18 protein-coding genes are annotated in these 22,352 nt (G+C 71.7%); 5 read left to right on the top strand and 13 right to left on the bottom strand.

All coding sequences use genetic code 11. From position 1 onward, the window contains the following. Positions 1 to 17: 17 nt before the first annotated feature. The 6 genes from DW296_RS08175 to DW296_RS08150 form a co-directional block, all read right to left on the bottom strand. The gene (locus tag DW296_RS08175; protein WP_136051826.1) at positions 18 to 986 is read right to left on the bottom strand and encodes a phosphotriesterase family protein; all 969 of its coding nucleotides are present in this window, start codon (positions 984 to 986) and stop codon (positions 18 to 20) included. Beyond that, entirely contained in the window at positions 986 to 1,930 is a 945-nt protein-coding gene (locus DW296_RS08170) for a shikimate dehydrogenase family protein (protein ID WP_071329172.1), read from the bottom strand. The genes DW296_RS08175 and DW296_RS08170 overlap by 1 nt, the downstream gene beginning before the upstream one ends. Next, on the bottom strand, positions 1,927 to 2,904 hold the full coding sequence (locus tag DW296_RS08165; protein ID WP_240743036.1) for a phosphoglycerate dehydrogenase: 978 nt from the start codon (positions 2,902 to 2,904) through the stop codon (positions 1,927 to 1,929). The genes DW296_RS08170 and DW296_RS08165 overlap by 4 nt, the downstream gene beginning before the upstream one ends. Continuing rightward, complete coding sequence (gene xylB / locus DW296_RS08160) at positions 2,904 to 4,394, bottom strand: xylulokinase (RefSeq protein WP_136051824.1); 1,491 nt, start codon at positions 4,392 to 4,394, stop codon at positions 2,904 to 2,906. Before xylB ends, DW296_RS08165 begins: the two co-directional genes overlap by 1 nt. A 9-nt stretch (positions 4,395 to 4,403) precedes the next feature. After that, a complete protein-coding gene (locus DW296_RS08155) occupies positions 4,404 to 4,979 on the bottom strand; it encodes a glucose-6-phosphate isomerase family protein (RefSeq protein WP_060923618.1) in 576 nt (191 codons plus the stop codon). 123 nt (positions 4,980 to 5,102) lie between these two features. Further along, positions 5,103 to 6,077, bottom strand: a complete 975-nt coding sequence (locus tag DW296_RS08150) for an acetylxylan esterase (RefSeq protein WP_136051823.1) — start codon at positions 6,075 to 6,077, stop codon at positions 5,103 to 5,105. Between the two features lie 80 nt (positions 6,078 to 6,157). Here DW296_RS08150 and DW296_RS08145 point away from each other — a divergent pair, with 80 nt between their 5' ends. Then, a complete protein-coding gene (locus tag DW296_RS08145) occupies positions 6,158 to 6,967 on the top strand; it encodes a DeoR/GlpR family DNA-binding transcription regulator (RefSeq protein WP_136051822.1) in 810 nt (269 codons plus the stop codon). 11 nt (positions 6,968 to 6,978) lie between these two features. Here DW296_RS08145 and DW296_RS08140 read toward each other — a convergent pair whose 3' ends face one another. The 6 genes from DW296_RS08140 to DW296_RS08115 form a co-directional block, all read right to left on the bottom strand. Continuing rightward, positions 6,979 to 7,866 carry a LacI family DNA-binding transcriptional regulator gene (locus DW296_RS08140; protein ID WP_240743035.1) on the bottom strand — a complete coding sequence of 296 codons (888 nt, stop codon included), beginning with the start codon at positions 7,864 to 7,866 and terminating at the stop codon, positions 6,979 to 6,981. A gap of 68 nt (positions 7,867 to 7,934) precedes the next feature. Then, positions 7,935 to 10,196, bottom strand: a complete 2,262-nt coding sequence (locus DW296_RS08135; RefSeq protein ID WP_136051821.1) for an FAD-dependent oxidoreductase — start codon at positions 10,194 to 10,196, stop codon at positions 7,935 to 7,937. 37 nt (positions 10,197 to 10,233) lie between these two features. Next, positions 10,234 to 12,039, bottom strand: a complete 1,806-nt coding sequence (locus DW296_RS08130; protein ID WP_136051820.1) for a BNR-4 repeat-containing protein — start codon at positions 12,037 to 12,039, stop codon at positions 10,234 to 10,236. A gap of 11 nt (positions 12,040 to 12,050) precedes the next feature. Next, the gene (locus tag DW296_RS08125; protein WP_136051819.1) at positions 12,051 to 13,376 is read right to left on the bottom strand and encodes an extracellular solute-binding protein; all 1,326 of its coding nucleotides are present in this window, start codon (positions 13,374 to 13,376) and stop codon (positions 12,051 to 12,053) included. Between the two features lie 50 nt (positions 13,377 to 13,426). Next, complete coding sequence (locus DW296_RS08120) at positions 13,427 to 14,332, bottom strand: carbohydrate ABC transporter permease (protein ID WP_025105392.1); 906 nt, start codon at positions 14,330 to 14,332, stop codon at positions 13,427 to 13,429. Further along, the gene (locus DW296_RS08115) at positions 14,329 to 15,183 is read right to left on the bottom strand and encodes a carbohydrate ABC transporter permease (RefSeq protein ID WP_205807903.1); all 855 of its coding nucleotides are present in this window, start codon (positions 15,181 to 15,183) and stop codon (positions 14,329 to 14,331) included. The genes DW296_RS08120 and DW296_RS08115 overlap by 4 nt, the downstream gene beginning before the upstream one ends. A gap of 246 nt (positions 15,184 to 15,429) precedes the next feature. On the opposite strand from DW296_RS08115, the gene DW296_RS08110 reads away from it, so the two are divergent. From DW296_RS08110 to DW296_RS08095, 4 genes are all read left to right on the top strand, one after another. Further along, positions 15,430 to 15,873 carry a hypothetical protein gene (locus DW296_RS08110; RefSeq protein ID WP_136051817.1) on the top strand — a complete coding sequence of 148 codons (444 nt, stop codon included), beginning with the start codon at positions 15,430 to 15,432 and terminating at the stop codon, positions 15,871 to 15,873. A gap of 135 nt (positions 15,874 to 16,008) precedes the next feature. After that, positions 16,009 to 20,082, top strand: a complete 4,074-nt coding sequence (locus DW296_RS08105; RefSeq protein ID WP_136051816.1) for an Ig-like domain-containing protein — start codon at positions 16,009 to 16,011, stop codon at positions 20,080 to 20,082. After that, a complete protein-coding gene (locus DW296_RS08100; protein WP_136051815.1) occupies positions 20,073 to 20,678 on the top strand; it encodes an SGNH/GDSL hydrolase family protein in 606 nt (201 codons plus the stop codon). The genes DW296_RS08105 and DW296_RS08100 overlap by 10 nt, the downstream gene beginning before the upstream one ends. Positions 20,679 to 20,697: 19 nt before the next feature. Next, positions 20,698 to 21,348 (top strand): GntR family transcriptional regulator, encoded by a 651-nt coding sequence (locus DW296_RS08095; protein ID WP_136051814.1) that lies wholly within the window; start codon positions 20,698 to 20,700, stop codon positions 21,346 to 21,348. Positions 21,349 to 21,542: 194 nt separating this feature from the next. Here the strand turns inward: DW296_RS08095 and DW296_RS08090 are convergent, their stop codons facing one another. Next, entirely contained in the window at positions 21,543 to 22,352 is an 810-nt protein-coding gene (locus tag DW296_RS08090; RefSeq protein WP_136051813.1) for an amidohydrolase family protein, read from the bottom strand.

Below are 22,352 nucleotides of genomic sequence, written 5' to 3'. Positions count from 1 at the left end.
TCCTCGGTTTCGGGTGGTCAGGAGTGGAGGGCCAGGAAGCGCGCCGGCGTGGTCACGAGCATCCGGTGCACGGCGTCCTCGCCCACGGCCTCGCGGAGCCGCGGAAGGTAGCGGTCGCCGAGGTAGGCGAGACCCGGCATGCCGCCGTACGCGATGTACCGGGTGCGCCGGGCGACGTCGCCTCCGAGCAGGATCCGGTCGCCGACCCCTCGCTCCACCACGGCGACCGTGAGGGCCAGCAGCTCCGCGTCGGAGCGGGTGCGCGGGCGGGCGAAGCCGTCGTACCCGAGGTGGGCACCGCGCTCGGCCAACGCGACGTGCAGACCGGGGTCGGGGTCGCGGTCGGCGTGGGCCAGCACGACGCGATCCGCCGGCACCCCCTCGGCCGCCAGCAGGTCGAGGACCTCGTGGGCAGCGGTGCCGAACTCCAGATGCACCATGACGGGCGCTCCGGTCTCCCGGTGCGCCTGAGCGACGGCGACCAGGGTCGTCCGCTCGAACGGACTGAGGCGCCAGTAGTCGGCCCCGCCCTTGAGCATGCCGGCGCGGACGGGCTGCCCGTCGGGACCCGCCGCGAGAGGCACGTCTGGCGTCTCGAACACCGCGGCGTCGTCCGCCGGCATCCCCCGCGTGAGGTCGGACACGAACAGGGCGGCGAGGCGGTCCGCACCCCACACCTGCATCGGATGGTCAGCGCCGTAGTGGGCCTCGCGGTGCCGACCCGTCGTGGCGATCACGTGCAGCCCGGTCGCGGCGCTGATGCGGGCGACGGCGGCCGGGTCGCGACCGAGGCCGAACGGGGTGGCGTCGACCATGGCCTCGAAGCCGCTCGCCCGCAGCAGACCGGCCTCCTCGCCGGACGCGGCCTCGTCGTCGAGCTCGTCGCCGACCAGCAGCGGCGACACCTGAAAGAGGTGCTCGTGGTAGTCCACCCGCCCGAGTCGCGACGGGTCGACGTCGCCGAGGACGGTCCGCACGGCGGGCATCAGCGCACCGACTCCGCGGCCTCCGCGAGGCGCTCGACGGTCTCGGGCGTGAGGTCGAGGTCGAACACGTCCGCCACGACCTGCGACCAGCCGTGGATGAAGTAGCGCCAGCCGTCGACCACGTGCAGCGCGCGATCGTCCTCCTGGGCCTCGGCCTGGTGCAGGAACTCCAGCGACCCGCGGTAGTTGAACTCCCACACGTACGCGCCCTCGGGGAACACGACGGCGTCGGTCAGCGGGGAGCCCGGACGGTCCTTGCCGAGCCCGGTGGCGTTCGCGATGACCGATCCCGCGGGCGCCGCGGCGACCAGGGCATCGGCCTCCTCCGGTGTCTCGGTGACGACGTAGCGGAGGAGTCCCTCGGGGGTGCCGTGCTGGCGGTGCACCTCGCGGAGGTGGTCGAGCTTATCCTGCGTGCGCGCGGTGACGGTGATGAGGGCTGGGGCATCCTCCCGCTCGGCGAGGGCCCAGCTCAGCGCGGTGCCCGATCCGCCCGCACCCAGGATCACGACCTCGGCCCCGGTGCGCGCGAAGTGGTCGGCGGGGAGGAAGTCGCGCAGCGCCAGGTCGACCGTGATCGGGTCCTTCGCGCGGCCGGACAGCGTGGACCCGCGCTTGGCGATGCTGGAGACCTCGGCGCAGGACACGGCGAACGGGTCGAGCTCGTCGAACAGGTCGGACGCCGCCGCGTACACGTTCATCTTGTGCGTGGTGACCAGCGCACCGCGGTGGTGCGGGTCGTCGCGGATCTGCTCGACCATGGCGCGGTACTGCGCGGGGTCGGCATCCATCGGCAGGTCGTGGCCGACGAGGGTCCGAGTGGGGAGGCCGAGGATGTCGGCCCACAGCGGGAACACCTTCATGATCGACGACGAGGCGGTGGTGACGCCGACGAAGCCCATGTAGTCGGCGGTGGCGGGGGCGGACGTCGCGGCGGTGGTCATCGGTTCTCCTCGGGAGCGGACGCGGGCAGGGGCACGGGGTGGGCGGGGTCGGCGCCGCGGAGGACGGCGAGCACATCCGCGAGCGACAGCTCTCCCATGTTGTCGACGGCCTGGGTGGTCTGGGCGCCGAGGTGCGGGGTGACGATGACACGGTCGGCGAGGTCCGCCGCGAGCAGGGGGCTGTCGTGCGCGGCGGTGTCGCCGTCGAGAGTGTCGGCCGCGTACCCGGCGAGGATGCCGTCGCGGAGCGCGTCGGCCACGGCCTGCTCGTCCACGAGGTCGCCGCGGGCGGTGTTGACGAGCACGGTGCCCGGTCGCATCCCGGCGAGGCGGTCGGCGTCGACGAGCCGTTGCCCGCCGGGGGCGTGCAGGGTGATCACATCGGCGGTGCGGAACAGGTCGTCGAGGTCGACGGGTTCGGCGCCGCGGTCCCGCACGAGGTCGGCGGGCAGGAACGGATCGGAGGCGAGCAGCCGCGGACCGAACCCGCCCAGTCGCCGCGCGACCCCCTGGCCGATCCGCCCGAAGCCGACGATGCCGACGGTCGCGGCGCCGAGCTCCCGCCCGCGGCGGACGCTCCAGTCGCCGGTCCGCACGCGGCGGTCGCCGTCCGGGATCGTGCGCAGAACGGCGAGCATGAGGCCGACCGCGTGGTCGGCGACCGCGTCCGCGTTCGCGCCGGGGGTGTTCGTGACCGGGATGCCGCGGTCGCGCGCCGCCGCGAGGTCCACGGCCTCCGTGCCGACCCCGTAGCGTGCCACGACCTTGAGCTTCGGGCCGGCGGCGAGGTGCGCGTCGGTGACCGGTCCGGTCCCGGCGATCCAGGCGTCGGCGCCGTGCAGCAGCACGCGCAGCTCGTCGAGGTCGTGGTGGGCAGGGCCGCGGAGGATGCGATGGCCGGCCTGCGCGGCGCGCCCGACCAGGTCAAGGTCGCCGTCCGAGAAGGAACGGCTCGTGACGAGGATGACGCCCATCAGCGGGGCCTTCCGGCGAACCACGGTGCGAGCGCCGTGTACGCGTCGGTGAAGCGCGCGTGGCGCTCGGCGTAGACCGCGTGCCGGGACGGATCGGGCGTGAACTCGGCGGTGACCTCGCTGAGCGCTCGGGCGGCGGAGAAGTCGGTGAGGCCGAGGCCGACGGCTCCCGTGACCGCGGCACCGAGGCTGTTCGCCTCCTCCACGATCGTGCGGCGTCGCACCGGCACGCCCCAGACGTCGGCGAGGACGGCGAGGTAGGCGTCGCTCTGCGCCCCGCCGCCGACGGCGTCGATGCGGTCGATCGTCGCGCCGGCCTCGCGGAACGCCTGGATGCAGGTGAGGAGGTTGAACGCCGTCCCCTCCAGGACCGCGCGCACGAGGTGGGCCCGCCCGTGGTGGCGGGCGAGGCCGACGAAGGCCCCGCGCGCATCCGGGTCCCACAGCGGGGAGCGCTCGCCGAGCAGGTAGGGGAGGAAGTAGAGGTCGTCGGTGTCGATGTCGCTCGCGGCCTCGGCGACGAGGCGCCCCGTCTCCGGGTGCGCGGGGTCGACGGAGAGGGCCTCGGCGATCCACTGCACCGAGGCGCCACCGGCCTGCATGGTCGCGGTCGGCACGAACGACGCGGGGACGACGTTGTCGAACGTGAAGGTCCGCATCGCGGGGTCGTGCAGCGGGGCGTCCGCCGCGAAGGAGATCCAGGAGGAGGTGCCGAGGCACACGTAGGCGCCGTCCTCCGGGGCCACGACGCCGGAGCCGACCGCGGCGAGCGGCCCGTCGCCGCCGCCCATCACGACCTGGACGCCGGTGTGCAGCCCGAGCGCCGTCGCGGCCGCGGCCGTGAGCGGACCCGCGATCTGCGTCGACTCCAGGATCTCGGGGAACAAGGTGGGGTCGAGCCGCGCCGCGGCGAGGATCTCCGGGGACCACGTGCCCGCGACCTGGTCGTAGGCGTTGGTGCCGGAGGCGTCCGAGCGGTCCGTGGCGAGCCGCCCGGTCAGCCGCAGCACGATGAAGTCCTTGGCGACGCACACCCGACGCACGCGCTGCCATACCTCGGGTTCGTTGTCGCGCACCCACATGATCTTCTCGACGGAGTAGGTGGGGTTCAGACGGTGGCCGAGGATCCCGTAGGCGCGCTCGGCGCCGACCGCCGCCTCGAGTTCGCGCTGCTGGGCGCCGGCGCGGGTGTCGGCCCAGATGATCGCGGGTCGTGCGGGCTCGCCGTCCGCGTCGAGCAGCACGGCGCCCATCATCTGTCCGCTGACCACGAGGCCGGCGACCTCGGCGGAGGCGGTGCCGGTGCGGGAGAGGAGGTCGCGGGTCGCCGTGACGACCGCGTGCCACCAGTCGGCCGGGTCCTGCTCGGCGACACCGCCGGCCGCGAAGTGGGCCGGGTACGGCACGGTGACCGCGGTGATCAGGCGACCGTCGTCGTGGTGCAGGGACGCCTTGTTCCCGGTGGTGCCGAGGTCGTGGGCGATGATCATGGCCGGAGCCTATTCCGCGTAGGGGCGGAGGTCGACGCCGGACTCCGCGCGGTACGCCCGCGAGCCCATGCCGTGCTCCAGCACCCAGCCGTAGTCGTGGCCGGCGCCCCCGGGGTACACGGCGAGGAAGGAGTAGGGCTCGTCCCCGGTGTTCACGGAGCGGTGCGCCCAGCCCGGCGGGATGTAGCCGATGGTGCCCGGGAGCATGTCGAGCCACTCGGTGCGCTCGCCGTCGAACATGAGCAGTCCGCCGCGGCCGTGCAGCGCGAGGTAGATCTCGCCCTGGTGGTCGGGGTGCTGGTGGCCCTTGGTCATCCAGAGCTCGCCGCCCGTGTCGCCGGGCATGATCGTGGTGATCGACTGCGGCAGCTCCCGCTCGATCTCGGGGACCGGGGAGCTGACGACCGTGTAGACGATCGGGTCCTCGCCCGCGGCGGCGGCCGCCCAGGCGTCGTGGTCGCGGAACAGGCCCTCGAGGTCGGACATCCGCCGAGTCAGGGTGGGGCCTTCGGGGGAGAGGGTGAGCTTCTCGGCGTCGAAGGCGATCGCCATCGGGGAGATCGGCGGGGTCTGGTACTCGGGCATCCATGCTCCTCGAAACGGGTGCTGCGTCGTCGCGCAACCTGTAATGACAAGCTCACTGTACCTGTTATGACAGGTTGCGTCCAGTGCTCTCCTGCGCGGAGGAGGACGCGCGCGCGACGGCCGTCAGCCGGCGAGCACGCGCTCCATGTGCTCGCGCCCGCCACGGATGGCGGCCGCCGTCACGTCCGCCGACCCCGGGTACTCGGCGTGACCGGCCGGAAGGACCGCCAGGTCGAGGTCGCGGGCCCCGGCGGCGACCGCGAATTGCCCCTGCGGCGGCACGTACTGGTCCCACAGGGCCGCCTCCACGCGGACGGGCACCTCCGTGAACCCGATCGCGGTGGAGGAATCGAACCAGCGCAGCGCCTCCCGTGCCTCAGGGTGGCGCTGCACGTGCTGACGCACGGTCTCCCCGCTCCCCAGGCACGGCACCGCCAGCCGTTCGTCGTACTGGCCGAAGCTCGGCACGATGAGGGTGGCCCCCACGAACCGGTCGTCCCACGGCAGGGCGAGCGCGCCGATGCCGCCGCCGAAGCTCTCCCCGACGTAGTAGAGAGGAAGCGCGCCGACGACCGAGACGAGGACGTCGGCCGCCAGCCACAGGTCACGGGCGCAGAGGCCGAGCACGTAGCGCTCCGGATCGTCGATGCCCGCGAGCACGTGCTCCGGGGTCGGCTCGGGCGCTCCGATCCCCGCGTTCAGCACGCCGAGCCCGCGGGCCACGGGATAGATCGCCGCGACGTCGTCCGGCACCCGGGCGAGATCGACCGCGTCGCGACCCCCGTAGCCGTGGCCGTGCACGACGCCCGCGCGGGGAGGGCCGTCGAGCGGCTCGACCACCCAGGCCCGCAGTCGCACGCCGTCGACGCCGGCGTGCTCGACGACGGACACCCGACGGCCCTGCTCCTCGGAGGTGGAGAGGACGACGGGGGCGGCGTCCACCGCGGCGGTCTCCCGCCGCCAGCGTCGCCAGCGGTCGGCGAACCCGGGCGGCGCGGGTACCGGGCGCACGGCACGGAGGTCGGCTTCGGTCCGGCCGTAGCTGCCGTCGAATGCGGCATCGGGGAACCAGGTGGCATAGGGCGCGGGGAAGGTCATGCGGGTTGAGGGATCCTGTTCCGGGAGTGGGGCGGGCGGGGGTGCGTGGCAGACTGGAGGCTCCATCGGAAGGAGACCGCGTGCTGGTCACGGAACGCCGCGAGCGCATCCTCGCCCTGGCCCGCGATCGCGGTACCGCCTCCATCGGCGAGCTCGCCGCCACGCTGCAGGTGAGCGAGATGACGGTGCGGCGCGACATCGACCAGCTGGCCGAGGAGGGCGCGGTCGAGCGCATCCGTGGCGGCGTGCGGGCGCGGGGCCTCCAACGTCTGGTTCCGGCTCCGGCGGCCTCGGCCGAACGGCGGGCGATCGTCGCGGCGGCCGCGGACCTCGTGGAGCCCGGCATGGCGGTCGGCATCTCCGGCGGACCCACGGCCCTGGCGCTCGCGCGGGAGCTCGTGCGCGTTCCCGAGCTCACGATCGTCACGAACGCCCTGCCGGTCTCCGACCTGTTCTCGCCACCGGATCGCGCCGACGCCCCGTACACGCAGACGGTCGTGCTCACCGGGGGCGTGCGCACGCCCTCTCAGGCCCTCGTCGGGCCGGTCGCGGTCCGCGCCTTGGAGCACCTGCACTGCGACCTCGTGTTCCTCGACGCTCACGGCCTCGACGAGCAGGCCGGCATCACGACCATGAACCTGCTGGAGGCCGAGACCAACCGGGCGCTCATGGCTGCGGGGCGTGAGGTCGTCGTCCTCGCGGAGCACACCCGCTGGGGCGTGGTCGGGCTCACGACCGTCGCCGATCTCAGCGACATCGACCGCCTGGTCACCGACGACGGCCTCGACGACGGCGCGCGGGAGCTGCTCGCGGCCCACGTCGGCACCCTGCACGTCGCGCCGCGGGACGGCGGCGACGAGCGTGCGCTCGCGACGGCCCTCGCGGACTGAGTCCGCCGCCGTCATCGGGCCGTGCTCGCCCGCGGGATCAGCCGGGCGCCGACCGTCACATGCCGCACCGGCAGATCCGCTCCCGGCGGCGCGGCGATCTGCCGTTCGAGCTCCGTGAACGCCGCGTCCACGAGGCGGGCGTGGTCGGGGGCGATGGTGCTGAGGGCGGGCACGGCGAAGCGCGCGGCCCGGATGTCGTCGATGCCGACGACGGCGACGTCGCCCGGCACGCTCCGCCCCTGGGCCTGGAGAGCGGCCAGCGCGCCGAGGGCGACCGAGTCGTTCGAGCAGACGATGCCGTCGAGATCGGGGATCGCGGTGGCCATGGCACCCGCCACGCGCTCGCCCTCCTCCGCCGTGAAAGCGTCGACCTGCGCGGTGAGCGCGGGGTCGGCCGGGATGCCGGCGGCGGCCAGCGCCTCCAGGTACCCGGCGTGCCGACGGTCGGCGGCGTCCGAGGGGCGGGCGTCGCGGCGTCCGACGAAGCCGATGCGGCGGCAGCCGACCGCGAGCAGGTGCTCGGTGGCGGTGTAGGCGGCGGCCCGGTTGTCGATCGTGACGTGCGTGAACGGGCTCACCTGGATGTGCTCGCCCAGCAGCACCAAGGGGCCGGGGGAGGTGCGGCGCGTGAGGTCGGCGACCGTGAGCGAGCGCGGGATGTGGATCAGCCCGTCGATGGGCGGCAGGCCGACGCCGTTGGCGACGTCGATCTCACGGCCGTGATCGCCCTCGGTCTGCACGATGAGCACGGCCAGCCCTCGGTCGTCGGCGCCCCGGACGATGCGCGAGCCGAGCTCGGCGAAGTACGGCTCCTCCAGATGCGGCACCGCGAGCGCGATGAGTCCCGTGCGGGTGGCCCGCGCGACGGGGAGCACGCGGCCGCCGGGCGAGGTGGTCACCTGCGGCCTCCTGGAGGGACGACGGTCTCCGCCGGGACGACGGATGCCCTTCACGTTAGCGCCCTCCGTCACGATTGCACTCGGAACGCGATCACGCGTGCCTCCGCGACGCCGTTCGTCCGCTCCACCACGAGGCGGGCGGCCGTGAGGGCGCCGAGGTCGTCCGGCAGCGGATGCACCCGCAGGCGATGGCGGTTGTCGCGTTCCTCCGCCACGGTGCGCCACTCCTCGGAACCCGCCTGCTGCACCTCGACCCGGTAGTCGCGCACGAGCTGGGGCAGCACCTCGTCGGGGCTGCGGTGGTGATGCAGGGTGTTGAGCTCGAGGTCCACGTCGTCGTCGAACACGAGGCGGATCTCGGAGGCCGTGACCGGCTGCTCCCAGTCCAGGCGCAGCCACTGCGGACCCTCGGCCTCCGGGGCGGACGCCCACAGGTGCGGTCCGCCGAACGGGCGGTTGTACCCGGAGACGGCGCGCTCCGGGGCGACGGCCTCGGAGTCCGGGCTCGTGCGGAACGCGGGCACCCGTCCGCGCAGCGGCTTGGTCGGCCACTGCACGAGGAGACCGTCGCGGTCGACCTGCACGTTCCGGTCGTCGTTGTCGACCCGGTGCACGAGGGTGAGCACCCCTGGTGGGAGCTCGGAGGCGAGCTGCACCTGCACCTGCGGGTTCGCGCGGAGCACGATGATCGCGTTCTGCGGCTCCTCCGGGCCGAAAGGCGTCTCCGCCCGCACCCAGGACGGACCCCCGGCGGGGACGTCGATCACGGTGCGGTGCTCGAGCACCGCGGGCACGATGTTCTGCGGACGACCGGTGGACCAGACCTCCACCGTGACCTGCGTGTCGACCTCGGCGCCGAGCAGCAGCTCGGTCGTGTCGAGGCGCGGGTGCACGGGGACGACGATGCCGAGGTCGTCCGTCAGGGTGTGCGGGGTCGCCGCGGCCACGGTGCTCTCCGGGGTGCCGATCGTGCGCAGGGTGCTGGACGCGGTGACGGCGGCGGTGCGGGCGAGGTCGGAGGGATCCTCGTTCGCGACTCCGATGAGGGAGGCGTCGGCGCGGAGCAGCGTCTGGCGGAGTTCCGCACGGTGGTGCTCGTACAGCTCGCGGGGCGTGGCGTCGTGCGCGTAGCAGAGGGCGGCGGCGGTGCCCGCGGCCTCGCCCATCGCCGCGCACGTGGCCATCACCCTGGCGGCACCGAAGGCGATGTGCGTGGCCGAGATGTCGCGGCCCGCCATGAGCAGGTTGTCGACGTTGACGGAGTACAGCGAGCGGAACGGGATCTCGAAGACGCCGTCCGAGAAGCGCTGCACCGCGCCCGCGCCCGTCGCGTACATCCCCTCGGCGGGGTGGAGGTCGATGGACCAGCCGCCGAACGCGATGCCGTCGTCGAACGACGTCTGCTCCAGGATGTCCTGCTGGCGCAGCGTGTAGTCGCCGATGAAGCGGCGGTACTCGCGCTTGCCGGGGACGTTGCCGATCCACTCCAGGGTCAGGTTGTCGGCGTCGAACTCGCCGGAGTTCTTGATGTGGTCCCAGATGCCGAGGATCACCGACCGCAGCTCGTCGCGGATCGCCTCGTTGTCGTCGACGATGTCGAGCGTGCCGCCCCACTCGATCCACCAGTAGTGCGCGCCGCTGTCGCCGCTGCGGATGATGCGTGACGAGGGGATCGGGGTGGTCGAGATGTCCTTCGCGCTCTCTGGCGCGACGTACTTCACCGGGTGCCCGAGATCCTTCGTGTAGAAGAGGAGCGTCGAGCCGAGGAACTCGCGCACGGGCTGCTCGGGCGCCCAGTCCTCGCCGAACTCGCTGCGGCTCTCTTTGCCCAGTCGGTGGCGGGCGCCGACGAGCCGTCCGACCAGGCCGTCTCCGGTGCAGTCGAGGAAGAGCGGCCCGCGGAAGACGGTGCGGATCTCCGAGCCCATCGTCCAGCCGGTGACCGACCGGACCCGACGGGCGTCGTCGGGTCCGGTGGCCTCGGCCTCGAGCACCTCCGTGTTGAGGAACAGCGTGAGGTTGGGCTCGCGGCGCACGATGTCGAGCACCACGTCATCCCAGTACACGGGGTTGCCCTCGGGGTTGCGGAACTGGTTCTCCCGGTACATCTCGCCGATGATCCCGGTCTCCCGCGCCCACCGCTGGTTGCCGTGGGCGGTCGCTCCGCACACCCAGACCCTCACCTCCGAGGAGGAGTTGCCGCCGAGCACCGGCCGGTTGTTGATCAGCACGGTACGTCGGCCGAGGCGGGCGGCCGCGACGGCGGCGCTCACTCCGGCGAGGCCGCCGCCGACGACGATGATGTCGGCTTCGACGGTCTGGGTGCGCATGGGGATGGCTTCCTTTCGGGAGGGGGGATGATGCCGCTCAGCGCGCGGCGATCGCTTCGATCTCGTAGACGCGGGCGACGTCGGTGGCGGAGTCCGACGGGTCGGTGATGACGAGGCGCACGGCATCGGCCGTCCGCCCCTGGGCGTCGACCACGACCGTCGTCTGGGTGTTGCCGGTGACGGTGCCGACCGTGACCCAGCCGCTCGCGGTGCGCAGCTGGACGGTGAAGTCGCGCAGTACGGAGGTCTGCGGCGGGCCGACCGTGTACCCGCTGCGGACGCGGACGACGTCGAGCGGCGCGGCCTCGTCCCACGTGACGGTGATGGTCGGCTGGGTGTCGGAGGCCGCCGAGATCCACCGGCTCGCATCCGTGCAGCCGCCGTCGATCGCCTTCTCCGGACCGGTGTCGGCGCGGAGCTGGGACGAGGCGGTCGCGGTGCCGCCGAGCGCCACGTTCTCGCCGCCGGCGTCGCCGCGGAGGGAGACGACGATGGCGGGGAGGGTGGTCGCCCCCGGCTGCCCGTCGCGCGGGACCTCGGCGTGCCGGAGCGTCCCTCCGCTGGGAACGGCGGGGGCGCTGAGGTAGACGACGTCGGTGCCGTCGGCGCGGGTGGCCGCGCGGAGGCGCTGCTGGCCCACGACCGGCGCGCCCACGGTGTCGGCGGTCCAACCGGAGGCGCCGGCGGTGAGCAGCACCGTCTGACTGCGGGTGATGCCGCAGTCCTGCACCGACACCACGGCGTAGACGCGGGTCTCGCCGCCGGCGGTGGTGGTGTCGAGGGCGGCGATGGTCTGCACGCCGCCACCCAGGGCGTCCGTGTCCACGAGGGTCTTGCTCGTCCAGGCGGAGCCGGTCCAGGTCGCCCACCGCACGTCGAAGGCGTTCTCGGTCTCGTCCGCGTACCGGTAGGTCACGCCCACGAGCTCGCCGTCGGCGATGGCCATCTTCGCGGTCTGCACCGCCGGCACGGCGTCGCCGATGGTCTCGCCGGGCTCGTAGCCGCGCCACACGACGGCGCCGGGGGTGTCCGGGCGGATCGGGGTCGGCAGCGCCTGCCCGGCGACGTCGCGGAAGCCGCCCGCGGCCGGGTCGTACACCGCGTAGGAGCCGAGGTGACGGTAGGGATCAGCGGGCCACGGGCCCCACTCCCACAGCACGTGGACCTTGCCGTCCGCGTCGACCTCGAGGTCGTCCGGGTAGAAGGAGTGGTTCACGGCCGCGGCGATCGTGGTCTCGCGGCTCCACGTCCCGGCCACGGGGTCGTAGTGGTACAGCACCCCGTCACGGCGAGCCTGCGGGTCGGCGCCGATGCGCACCATGAGCCAGATGTCACCGTCGGCGCCCTGCGCGGTGACCGGGTAGGAGACCGCGGCTCCGGCGTCGGGCATCTCGGCGCTCACGTCGACGAGCGAGGTCGCGTCATAGGGCACGGTGGAGCGGAAGTACTTCCAGGGCTCGTGGTGCATCGACACGAACGCGTGGATGTACCCGTCGCCGTCGATCGCGATGGACGGCTGATTGTGGCCGTTGTCGTCGAGGTACTCCGCGCAGACCCCGGTGGCCAGCCGCAGGCAGCCCGAGGTCCACGTGCCGTCGGCGGCGCGGACGGCCAGGTTCACCTGATGCTTCGCCGCCACCGAGCCGGGCACGTTGTAGGCGAAGTACGTCTCGTCGCCGTCGACGACGAGCGGGTTCCACCAGCCGGACTGGTTGGAGCTGTCGACCGTGACGGGCACGGTCTCGACGTCGGGGGTCGCGGCGGCCGCCGGAGCGGGCACGGCGAGGACGAGTGCGGTGAGGGCGGCGGCAGCAGTGGCGCCGGCCTTCCAGCGGAGGGTCATGGCGATGCTCCTCAGCCCAGCAGCTTCTGCGCCTGGTCGCCGGCCTGCGCCATCGCGTCCTTGGCGCTCTGCTGACCGACGAGGACGGCCTGCACGCGGTCGGCGATCACGGTCTCGATCTGGGCGTACTGCGGGTACTGCCAGAACGGGTTGGTGGTCGCGGTCGCCGTGATCTTCTCCGCGAAGCGGGCGCCGAACGCGTCGGACGCCACCTCCTTCGAGGCCTGCGCCTCCTCGGTCACGGGCGGCAGTCCGCGCAGCTCGTAGTCGCCGAGCACCGCCTTCAGGTCGCTCGTCGCCCACTGGCCGAAGTCCGCGGCCGTGCGGGTGCTGTCGCCGGAGCCGCCGCCGACGATGGCGATGGCGCCGCCCCAGACGAGGGCGCGCGGGGTGTCGCCCTTCTTCAGCACCGGGCGGGACTCGGGCACGAGCTTGGAGGCGAGGTCGGGATCCGGCGAGTCCTTCGTGACGGACGCGCGACCGACGGGGGCGTCGTCGTAGATGGCGGCGCGGCCCTGGGAGAACAGGGAGCGGGCGTCGAAGCGGTCGACGTCGGCGGCGATGAGCCCCTGGTCGTAGAGCGACTTGTACCAGGTGACCGCCTCGATGCTCGCGTCGTCGCCGATCGTGACCTTCCCGTCCTTGACGAGGTCGCTGCCGAACGTCTGCATCCAGATGAGGACGTCCTTGAGCTGGGCGGCCTTGGTCGAGGCGGCGTAGGGGATGAGGCCGCCGCCGAGGGCCTTGAGCTTCTTCAGCGCCGCCTCGAAGTCGTCGACGGTGGTCGGGAACGTGGAGACCCCCGCCTTCTTCAGCAGCTCGGAGTTGGTGATGAGGCCGATCGCGCCGATGGTCCACGGGAACGCGTACTGCTTCCCGTCGAGCTGGGTCGCGTCCAGGCTCGACGCGGTGTAGCCGCGACCCTTCGTGAGCGCCGAGACGTCCTCCAGCTTGCCGAGCGCGGCCAGCGAGGCGAGCCAGGCGACGTCGACGTGCGCGGCGCCGGTGAACTGCCCGCCGCGCACCTGGAGCATGAGCTGCTTGAAGTACTCGTTGTAGGGGAAGGAGACCTCGGTGATGCCGACCTCGTTGGTCTTCTTGTAGCCGTCGAGCAGTGCGCGGGTGGCCGGGGCGGCGGCCTCCTCGGTGAGCGACCAGCTGGAGAAGGAGAAGTCGGTGGCGGTGAAGTCCCCCGCGCCGAGCCCGGCGCCGGGGGAGGAGGACGGACTGCCGCTGCCGCCGCCGCTCGGCATGCAACCGGCGAGGAGGAGGCCGGCGGCGCCGAGCCCGGCGAACTGCAGGAGCTGGCGACGGGAGACGGTGGTGTTCTCGGACATGGGGGTGCTCTCTCTTCTTCGAGGGACTGCGGATGAGGGGGTGGTGCGGGTCAGCCCTTGACCGCGCCGGCGGTGAGTCCGCCGACGAGGAAGCGCTGCAGGGCGATGAACGCGATGGCCACGGGGAGCGAGACCACGAGCGAAGCCGCCATGAGTTCCGGCCAGGCGGTGGATGCCTCGCCGATGAACGTGTTGACGAGTCCCGGCGGCAGGGTCTGCTTGTCGGGACCGGCGAGCGTGAGGGCGAAGATGAAGTCGTTCCAGCCCCGGACGAACGCGAACAGTCCCGCAGCGATGAGGCCGGGGGCGGCCAGCGGCAGCACGATCGAGTGGATGATGCGGAGGCGGGAGGCGCCGTCGACGCGGGCGGCCTCGATGAGCTCGTCCGGGATCGTGTCGAAGAAGCCCTTCAGCATCCACACGCACAGCGGCAGCGTGAACGTCGTGAACGACAGCACGAGCGCCGTGTAGGTGTTGAGCAGGCCGTAGGCCGAGAACACCGCGTACAGGGTGATGAGCAGCAGCGCCTGCGGGAACATCTGCGACGCCAGCACGAAGTACATGAGGCTGCGGCGGCCGCGGTAGCGGAACTTCGAGAACGCGTAGCCCATGTACGCCGACACCAGCACCGAGAGGATCGCGGTGATGACGGAGACGACGATGCTGTTGCGGAGGTAGCCGAACAGGGCCGGGTTGTTCGCGAGCGCGGCGTAGGCCTCGAACGTGATCTCGGTGGGGAACAGCTTCGGCGGGTAGCTGAACACCTCCGTGCGCGGGGTGAGCGAGGTCGCGAGCAGCCAGTACACGGGCAGCAGAGCGAACCCGCCGAACACGACGACGGCGATCCAGGCGCTCACGGTGGAGGCGCGGCGGTCGGCGCGGTGGCGTCGACGGCGGGGCGCGGCGGGCGGGGCGGAGACGGCGGCCACCGTCTCCTCGGTCAGCACGGCGGTCATCGCTTCTCTCCCTTCTCGGACAGACGGACGTAGACGACGACGAGCGCCAACAGCAGGATCATCCAGAGCAGGCCGATCGCCCCGGCGTGGCCGAGGTCGAAGCCGTCGAACGCGGTCTCGTACACCGCGGTCGCGAACGTCTGGGTGGAGCCGGCGGGACCGCCGCCGGTGAGGACGTAGATGATGTCGAAGTGCTGGAAGTTCCAGATGAACTCCAGCAGGATCACGAGGCCGATGATGCCGCTCATCTGCGGGACCGTGATGGAGAAGAAGCGGCGGATGGTGCCGGCGCCGTCGATCTCGGCGGCCTCGTGCAGCTCGATCGGCACGGTCTGCAGGCCGGCGAGGAGCATGACCATCATCCAGGGGAACGACTGCCACGTCTTCGCGACGATCACGGCGATCATGGCGGTGGTGGGGTTCGCGAGCCACGCCTGGGGGGAGTCGATGAGGCCGACGGTCTCCAGGGCGGCGTTGAGCACGCCGTAGTTGGCGTTGAAGATCCACATCCACAGGAACGACACGACCACGCCGGGGATCAGCCACGGGATGAGCATGAGGCCGCGGAGCACCTTGGCGCCGCGGATGCGCGTGTTCAGGGCGAGGGCGAGGCCGAAGCCGATCACGAACGGCGCGATGGTCGTGCCGAGGGTGAAGACGAGCGTCTGGGTGAGGAGCGGGAAGAACTCACCGGTGAGCACGTCGACGATGTTCTGGAAGCCGACGAATTCGCGGCCGGGCTCGACGAGGCTCTGCTTGTAGAACGCGGTGATGAGGGCCGTGATCAGCGGGTACACGACCACGGCGGCGAGGAGCGCGAGGCCGGGAGCCGTGAGGAGGAGCGCGAACATCCCGTCCGAGAGGCGACGGGGTCGGCGACCTGTTCCTATCTGTGAGGAGATGGTCTGTTCTGTCATCTAGGTCATCCTTGGCCTGGGGTGATGTGTCCGCACTCTCGCGGTGCGGTCTCGGGCTTCCTCAGTATTTCCGGCAGATTACAGCGACGTCAACTGGAGAGCGCAATAGTCAGAAAGTGGTGGAAAGTGTTTGCTTTGTGAACTGATTCACCCGGACGGCGCCCTCGGTACGATCGCGACATGGGGTTCTCACTGCTCGGCCTGGCGGTGAGTCTCGCGATCTTCGTGCCGAACCTGCTGCTGATCCCCTTCCCGCCGAGGCCGAAGCTCGAGAGCCCGGCGGTGCCCCGCGTGCTCCTCGTGTTCGAGAGGGCAGGGCGAGCGCTCTGCATGACGGTCCCTGCGATCACGGCGGCCGGCCCACTCGCGTGGGGGTGGGCGGTGCCGGTGGCGCTGGCGGTGCTCGCGTACGGGGCCCTCTGGATCCGCTACCTCCGTCGCGGCCGGCCCCGGTCGGCGCTGTTCGACACCGTCCTCGGCATCCCGGTCCCGATGGCCCTCGCGCCGGTGGCCACCTTCCTCGGCACGGCGGCCTGGTTGCAGAACCCGTGGATCGCGCTCGCCGCGGTGATCCTCGCGATCGGACACATCCCGACCTCCCTCCTCGCGGCCCGGGCGCATTAGGCGACCTGAGTCCGCCGATCCGAAACGATCAGTATCGATCCTTGCTAGTCGATTATCGATTGGCTACGGTCGGAGCAGCCGCTCCCGCGGCGCCGCGCGCATCGGCCGTGCGGGAAGCGACAGTTCGGAGACGCGATGAAGCGTGTACTGGCAAGCCTGACCCTGGCGGCGGTGTTCGGATCCGCCCTCGCTGCGGCGGTCCCGTCGGCGGCTGCGGCCGCGGACGATGACGCCCTCTACCTCGCCCCGGGAGGTGACGACACGGCCTCCGGCACGATCGACGACCCGCTCGCGACGCTGGAAGGCGCCCGCGACCGGATCCGCGCGCTGAAGGCGGATTCCGCCCTGCCGGACGACGGCCTCACGGTGTACCTGCGGGAAGGCACGTACCCCCGCTCGGCGTCGTTCGAGATCGGCGCGCAGGACTCGGGGACCGCGGACGCCCCCATCACCTACCGCTCGTACCCCGGGGAGACCGCCACCCTCACCGGCGGTCGCGAGCTGCCGCGCGACCAGTTCGCCGCGGTCGACGACGCGGCGGTGACCGACCGCATCATCGACCCGGCTGCCCGCGACCGTGTCGTCGGGATCGATCTCGCCGACCTGGGCATCACCGACTACGGCCAGCTCAGCCGCCACGGCTACTGGAAGGCCAACGACGTCAGCACCACGCCGCCCATGGAGCTGTTCATCGACGGCCAGGGCATGACCCTCGCGCGCTGGCCCAACGCCGACGCGGCCACCCCGACCGTGCAGATGGGCGACATCATCGACGCCGGGCCCGACCGCAACGACGCCGACCTGCAGGAGCGCGGCGGCACGTTCAGCTACGGCTACGACCGTCCGAAGCACTGGACGCAGGCCGAGGACGTGTGGCTGGACGGCATCTTCGGCTACAGCTGGGAGTGGTCGTACAACAAGATCGAGAGCATCGACACCGAGGCGAAGACCATCACCCTCCGCTACGGCGAGATGTCCGGGATCATGAAGAGCTGGTTCCCCGACTTCCACTTCGCGCAGAACCTGCTGGAGGAGCTCGACGCCCCCGGCGAGTACTACATCGACCGTGACGCCGGGAAGCTGTACCTCATCCCGAACGCGGCCTTCACGTCCGGTCGCGGCGCCGTGACGGTCACGACGCTCGACGAGCCGATGCTCCGCGCCGACGGGGCCTCCTACGTGAACTTCGACGACCTCGTGATGGAGTACGGCCGTGCGACGGCCGCGGTGATCCTCGGCGGCTCGCACGTGACGATCTCGCACAGCGACATCCGCAACTTCACCGACGGCGGCGTGCTCATCAACTCGCCAGGGCGCTACACGTACGACGGTATCCCGGTGAACCGCGGCGGCCGCGACCACGCCGTGACCGACAGCCGGCTCACGCACGTCGGCGGCGTCGGCGTGGTGCTCCAGGGCGGCGACAAGACGACGCTCGAGCCCGGCCGCAACCGGGTCGAGAACTCCGAGATCGCCGACTTCGCCTACTACCACAAGGCCTACAACCCCGGTGTGATGTTCGACGGCGTCGGCAACATCGCCAGGGACAACGAGATCCACGACGCTCCGCACCCCGGGATCATCGTGCACGGCAACGACCACCTGTTCGAACGCAACGAGGTGTACGACGTCTGCAAGCAGTTCCACGACCTCGGTGCGATCTACATGAACTCCGGCAAGACCCCGCAGCAGCGCGGCCACGTGTTCCGGGAGAACTACTTCCACGACATCGGCATCGGCATGGCGGGCGTCGAGGGCATCTACGCCGACAACTTCACGTGGGACCTCACGATCGAGAAGAACGTGTTCGTGAACATGGGCAACGGCGCGATCAAGAGCGGCTCGGCCGACTACATCGAGGCGCGCAACAACGTCTTCGTCGACGCCTACGCCCCGTACGACAACTACGAGCAGTGGATGGGCGACCAGGAGGGCAACGTCGTCGACCGCGACTACATGCCGGCCTGGGAGAAGGTGTTCGCCGACAACAACGACTTCGTCGGCACGCCGTACCTGACGAAGTACCCCGAGCTCGCGCACTTCTTCGAGGACGACCACCACTTCCCGAACCACAGCACGTTCGCCGAGAACGTCGTGTGGAACCCGAACCGGGCCCGGATGGCCGGCGTCAACGAGCACGGCGCGAAGGACGGGAAGAACCTCCTGAACTACGAGAACAACTGGGTGGCCGACGCCGACCCCGGCTTCGTGGACGCCGCAAACGGCGACTACACGCTGAAGGCCGATGCGGCCGTGTTCGACCAGATCCCCGGCTTCGAGGCCATCGCCTTCGGCGAGATCGGGGTCGACGGCGCGATCGGGCAGACGCAGCAGCCGCAGACCATCCCGCTCGAGGACATCGCGTTCGACAGCGACACGCTCACGATCGACGCGGGCGACGAGGTGCGCGTACGCGCCGTGCCGCTGCCCTGGAACGCCGACGACGCCGCGGTGACCTATGCCTCCGCCGATGCCGCGGTCGCCACCGTCAACGACAAGGGCGTGGTGCTCGGCATGGGCCCCGGCACGACCACGGTCACGGCGACGGCGAAGGCCGATGCCGCCAAGACCGCCACCATCGAGGTGATCGTCGAGGAGGGCGACGGCGTGCTGCACTTCACCGACTTCGAGTCGGGGGCGAACGGCTGGCCGACCGACCCGAACCGCAGCATCCAGGTGGATGCGTCGGGCGACAAGGTGTACCGCATCCTCAAGGGCGCCAACAGCATCCTGCCGCGGGACTTCACGGAGTTCGTGCTCGACTTCGACGTCACGGCGCCGGCGACGACTCCCGCCAACGCGGGGCTCATCGTCTACGACCGCAACGGCAAGGGCGGCGGCTACATCCGCTTCCGGCAGGCCGCGGCCGGGCCGACCTGGACGATCTTCGACGACGCCTGGAAGGTCGTCGCCGAGAAGGTCGTGCCGGCGGCGCAGGGCCTGACCCCCGGCGAGACCTCGCACGTCCGCATCGCGGTGCAGGACGGGCAGATCCGGATCTCCGTCAACGGGGCGATCGCGCTGGAAGGCGCCGACCCCGGCCCCGGCAAAGCGGGTCGGGTGGGGTTCTACGTGGAGAACTACGCCTCGCTCGACTTCGACGACATCGGGTTCTCGCTCTCCGGCGTGCCGGTCACGGGTGTGAGCCTGGACGCCGACGCCGTGGGGCTGACCGTGGGGGAGCGGCGGTCGGTCGCGGCCACGGTCGCCCCGGAGGACGCCAGCGACGCCCGGGTCACCTGGACGACCGACAGCCCGGAAGTCGCCACGGTCTCCGGCGGACGGATCGCGGGGGTGACGGCCGGCACGGCGACGATCACCGCGACCTCGGTCGCCGATCCCAGCCTCAGCGACACGGTCACCGTGACCGTGGATGACGCCGAGTACCCGACCACCCACCTGGACGGCCAGCTGAAGGACGGGGAGAACTGGAGCCAGTCCGACCTCATCGCGGTGGACGACACGGGTGTCGTGATCAGCGGTCAGGGCGTGCACGGCTACGAGGCCGAGCGCTTCGGCGACACCCTGCTGCAGTTCGAGGCGGAGTTCGGCGCCTTCGACGGCGGCTGGTACGGCTTCCAGGCGCGCTCCGACCAGACCGGCCTCCCGGCCTGGCAGAACTCCAACACCGGGTACCTCGCGGTGATCAAGGAGGACGTGATCGAGTTCCAGAGCTGGACCCCGGGGCAGACCATGCTCGACAGCATCCCCAACACGGTCATCGAGCCGGGCTCCACGCACCGGATCGAGTTCGGCGCCGTCGCCGAGGACGGCGGCACGCGCATCGTGCTCCGGGTGGACGACGTGACGGTGTGGAACATGATCGACGCCCGAGAGAACCTCCGCATCGGTGCCGACGGCTTCTTCAACGTCTACCACTACGGCAAGACGAACGCCCTGGCCGTGCGGCCGACGCCGCCGCCCGCGACGGTGACCGGCATCTGCTGGGCCCCCGAGGCCGACCCGAAGACCCGCTACGTGCGCGGCGAGGAGCTCGACGTGACCGGCATGCTGCTGGGCGTGGACTGGAGCGATGGATCCCGCACCACCCAGCAGGTGACGGCGGACATGGTCAGCGGCTTCGACAGCAGCAAGGTGCGCCCGCATCACACGCTCACCGTGACGTACGCTGGCGCGAGCGTCGAGCTCCCGATCTCGGTGCGACCGAAGCTCAAGAACGACGAACAGGACGTGCCACGATGCGGGTGACCTTCATCGGAGACTCGATCACCGACGCGGGGCGGGATCGCTCCGACCCGGAGTCCTTCGGCGACGGCTATGTGTCGCTCCTCGCCCCCGAGCTGCAGGCCGCGGGAGCCACGGTCCGCAACCTCGGGATCGCCGGGGACCGCGCCCGAGACCTGGCCGCGCGGTGGGACGCGGAGCTGCTGCCGACGGCGCCGGAGCTGCTGACCGTGTACGTCGGCGTGAACGACATGTGGCGGCGGTTCGACAGCGGCGACCCGACCTCGGCCGAGGACTTCGCCGCGACGCTCGGCGACCTCCTCGGCCGCGCGGTGGCGGCGCACGCCCCGAGGCTGATCCTCATGGAGCCGTACTTCCTCCCGGTGACGGAGGAGCAGCGCGCATGGCTCGACGACCTCGACGGGAAGCGGGCGGCGGTGCGGGCTCTCGCCGCGGAGCACGGGGCGGCGTTCGTGCCCCTGCACGAGGTCTTCACGGCGGCGGCGGAGGAGCATCCGGTCGTCGAGCTCGCGCCGGACGGGGTGCACCCGACACCCCGCGGATCCGCCATCATCGCGGATGCCTGGCGCACGGCCGCGTCCATTAGCGATAGTCGATAATGGACGTAGACTGATGGTCATGACGGATGCTCTCGGCACGGCCGGACTGCAACGCGGACTGCTGTCCGATCAGATCTACGCGCTCATCAAGGCGATGATCAAGGACTCCACGCTGGCTCCCGGCGAGCAGCTCGTGGAGTCGCAGCTCGCCCGGCAGATGCAGGTGAGCCAGGCGCCCGTGCGCGACGCCCTCAAGCGGCTCGCCCACGAGGGTCTCGTGTCGCACGTGCGGCATCAGGGCAACTTCGTCGCGAGCTATTCCGCGGAGGAGGCGGCGCAGGCCAAGGTCGCGCGCGTCGAGCTGGAGGGACTGGCGGGACGGCTGGCCTGCGGAGCGCTCGACCCCGCCCGCCGTGCCGAGCTCGTCGGCCTCATCGCGCAGATGCACGAGGCGGCCGAGGCGGAAGACCTCGCCCGGTTCCGCGAGCTCGACTTCACCTTCCACCGTGCGGTGATCGAGGCCAGCGGCAACGTGTACCTCCCGCGCATGTGGGACCTCCTGGAGCCGAGCCTGCGCGTCATGCACGTGCTCGGCGACCCCACCTTCACGGGGGACTGGCACGAGGTCGCGGACTGGCACAAGGGCCTGCTCGACACCCTGGACGCCGGTGACGAAGAGGCCGCGTCCTCCCTATTCCGCGCCCACGCCGCCGGCACTCTCCTCGACTGACCCCCGCGCGAGGTCGCAGTTTCGCACCGAGGTCGCATCCATCCCCGGAGCCCCTGCTACGCGGTGCGAATCCGCGACGGGATGCGACTCTGCTTCCGGGATGGGGTGTTCCGGCGCGAGGTCGCAGTTTCGGCACGGGGTCGCATCCATCCCCGGAGTCCCTGCGACCTCGGTGCGAAACTGCGGCGCGGGGGCTACGCGGTGAAGGGGGAGAGGCGGTCGGCGGTGCCGGACCAGAATGCTCGAGCCTCGGCCGGGGACAGGGGAGGGAGAGCCTGCCGGGTCGCGGCGAGCACCTCCGCGTAGGTCGTGGTCCGCGTGGACATCGGCCAGTCGCTGCCGTACATCAGCCGTTCCGCGCCGAAGAGGGCGAAGGCGGAGCGCAGCAGTTCCCGCGACTCGTCCGCCCCGCGCGCCGCGAAGTCGAGTCCGGAGACCTTCGCCGACACCCCTGGTGCCGACGCGGCTTCGGCGAGGGCGGAGAGCCATGCGGCATCGGCCGTCCGGGCGCCGAGGCCGAGGTGGCAGACGACGATCGCGGTGTCGGGGTGCCGTCGGGAGAGGGCGGCCGCGGCGGGCAGCTGATCCGGGCGGATGAGCAGTTCGAGGGTGCGGGCGGTCGCACCCAGGTGGTCGGCGAGGGCGTCGAGGCCGTCCACATCGGACAGATCCGCGGCGTACTGCGGCACCGCGGCGCGCACGCCGACCACGGCGGGGGAGAACGCGACAGCGGTGGCGCCGGCGGCTCGTCCCGGCGCGGGGGTGTACTGCAGCACCACGCGCCGCAGGTAAGGGTCCCTGGCGGCCGTCGCGGTCAGCCACTCCGCCTCCGCCACCGAGTCCGCGGCCTGCACGGCGATGGCGGAGGAGACGCCGGCGTCGGCCAGTTCCTGCGCGAGACGAGCGGCCGCGGCCTGCCGGGGGAGCCCGAGGTCGTCGCGGAACCACGGGATCGGCACGGCGTCCGCATCCCAGACGTGCACATGGGCGTCGACGATCCGCAC

Source organism: Microbacterium sp. K36 (genome assembly GCF_004794355.1).
GTDB lineage: Bacteria > Actinomycetota > Actinomycetes > Actinomycetales > Microbacteriaceae > Microbacterium > Microbacterium paraoxydans_D.
The sequence above is the reverse complement of the archived record's forward strand: the minus strand, read 5'-3'. Positions and strand labels throughout refer to the sequence as shown.

Coding starts and splice junctions, on each gene's coding strand:
- DW296_RS08175 (WP_136051826.1), bottom strand. CDS start 986: ATGCCCGCCGTGCGGACCGTCCTCGGCGACGTCGACCCGTCGCGACTC.
- DW296_RS08170 (WP_071329172.1), bottom strand. CDS start 1,930: ATGACCACCGCCGCGACGTCCGCCCCCGCCACCGCCGACTACATGGGC.
- DW296_RS08165 (WP_240743036.1), bottom strand. CDS start 2,904: ATGGGCGTCATCCTCGTCACGAGCCGTTCCTTCTCGGACGGCGACCTT.
- xylB (WP_136051824.1), bottom strand. CDS start 4,394: ATGATCATCGCCCACGACCTCGGCACCACCGGGAACAAGGCGTCCCTG.
- DW296_RS08155 (WP_060923618.1), bottom strand. CDS start 4,979: ATGCCCGAGTACCAGACCCCGCCGATCTCCCCGATGGCGATCGCCTTC.
- DW296_RS08150 (WP_136051823.1), bottom strand. CDS start 6,077: ATGACCTTCCCCGCGCCCTATGCCACCTGGTTCCCCGATGCCGCATTC.
- DW296_RS08135 (WP_136051821.1), bottom strand. CDS start 10,196: ATGCGCACCCAGACCGTCGAAGCCGACATCATCGTCGTCGGCGGCGGC.
- DW296_RS08130 (WP_136051820.1), bottom strand. CDS start 12,039: ATGACCCTCCGCTGGAAGGCCGGCGCCACTGCTGCCGCCGCCCTCACC.
- DW296_RS08125 (WP_136051819.1), bottom strand. CDS start 13,376: ATGTCCGAGAACACCACCGTCTCCCGTCGCCAGCTCCTGCAGTTCGCC.
- DW296_RS08120 (WP_025105392.1), bottom strand. CDS start 14,332: ATGACCGCCGTGCTGACCGAGGAGACGGTGGCCGCCGTCTCCGCCCCG.
- DW296_RS08115 (WP_205807903.1), bottom strand. CDS start 15,183: ATGTTCGCGCTCCTCCTCACGGCTCCCGGCCTCGCGCTCCTCGCCGCC.
- DW296_RS08110 (WP_136051817.1), top strand. CDS start 15,430: ATGGGGTTCTCACTGCTCGGCCTGGCGGTGAGTCTCGCGATCTTCGTG.
- DW296_RS08105 (WP_136051816.1), top strand. CDS start 16,009: ATGAAGCGTGTACTGGCAAGCCTGACCCTGGCGGCGGTGTTCGGATCC.
- DW296_RS08100 (WP_136051815.1), top strand. CDS start 20,073: ATGCGGGTGACCTTCATCGGAGACTCGATCACCGACGCGGGGCGGGAT.
- DW296_RS08095 (WP_136051814.1), top strand. CDS start 20,698: ATGACGGATGCTCTCGGCACGGCCGGACTGCAACGCGGACTGCTGTCC.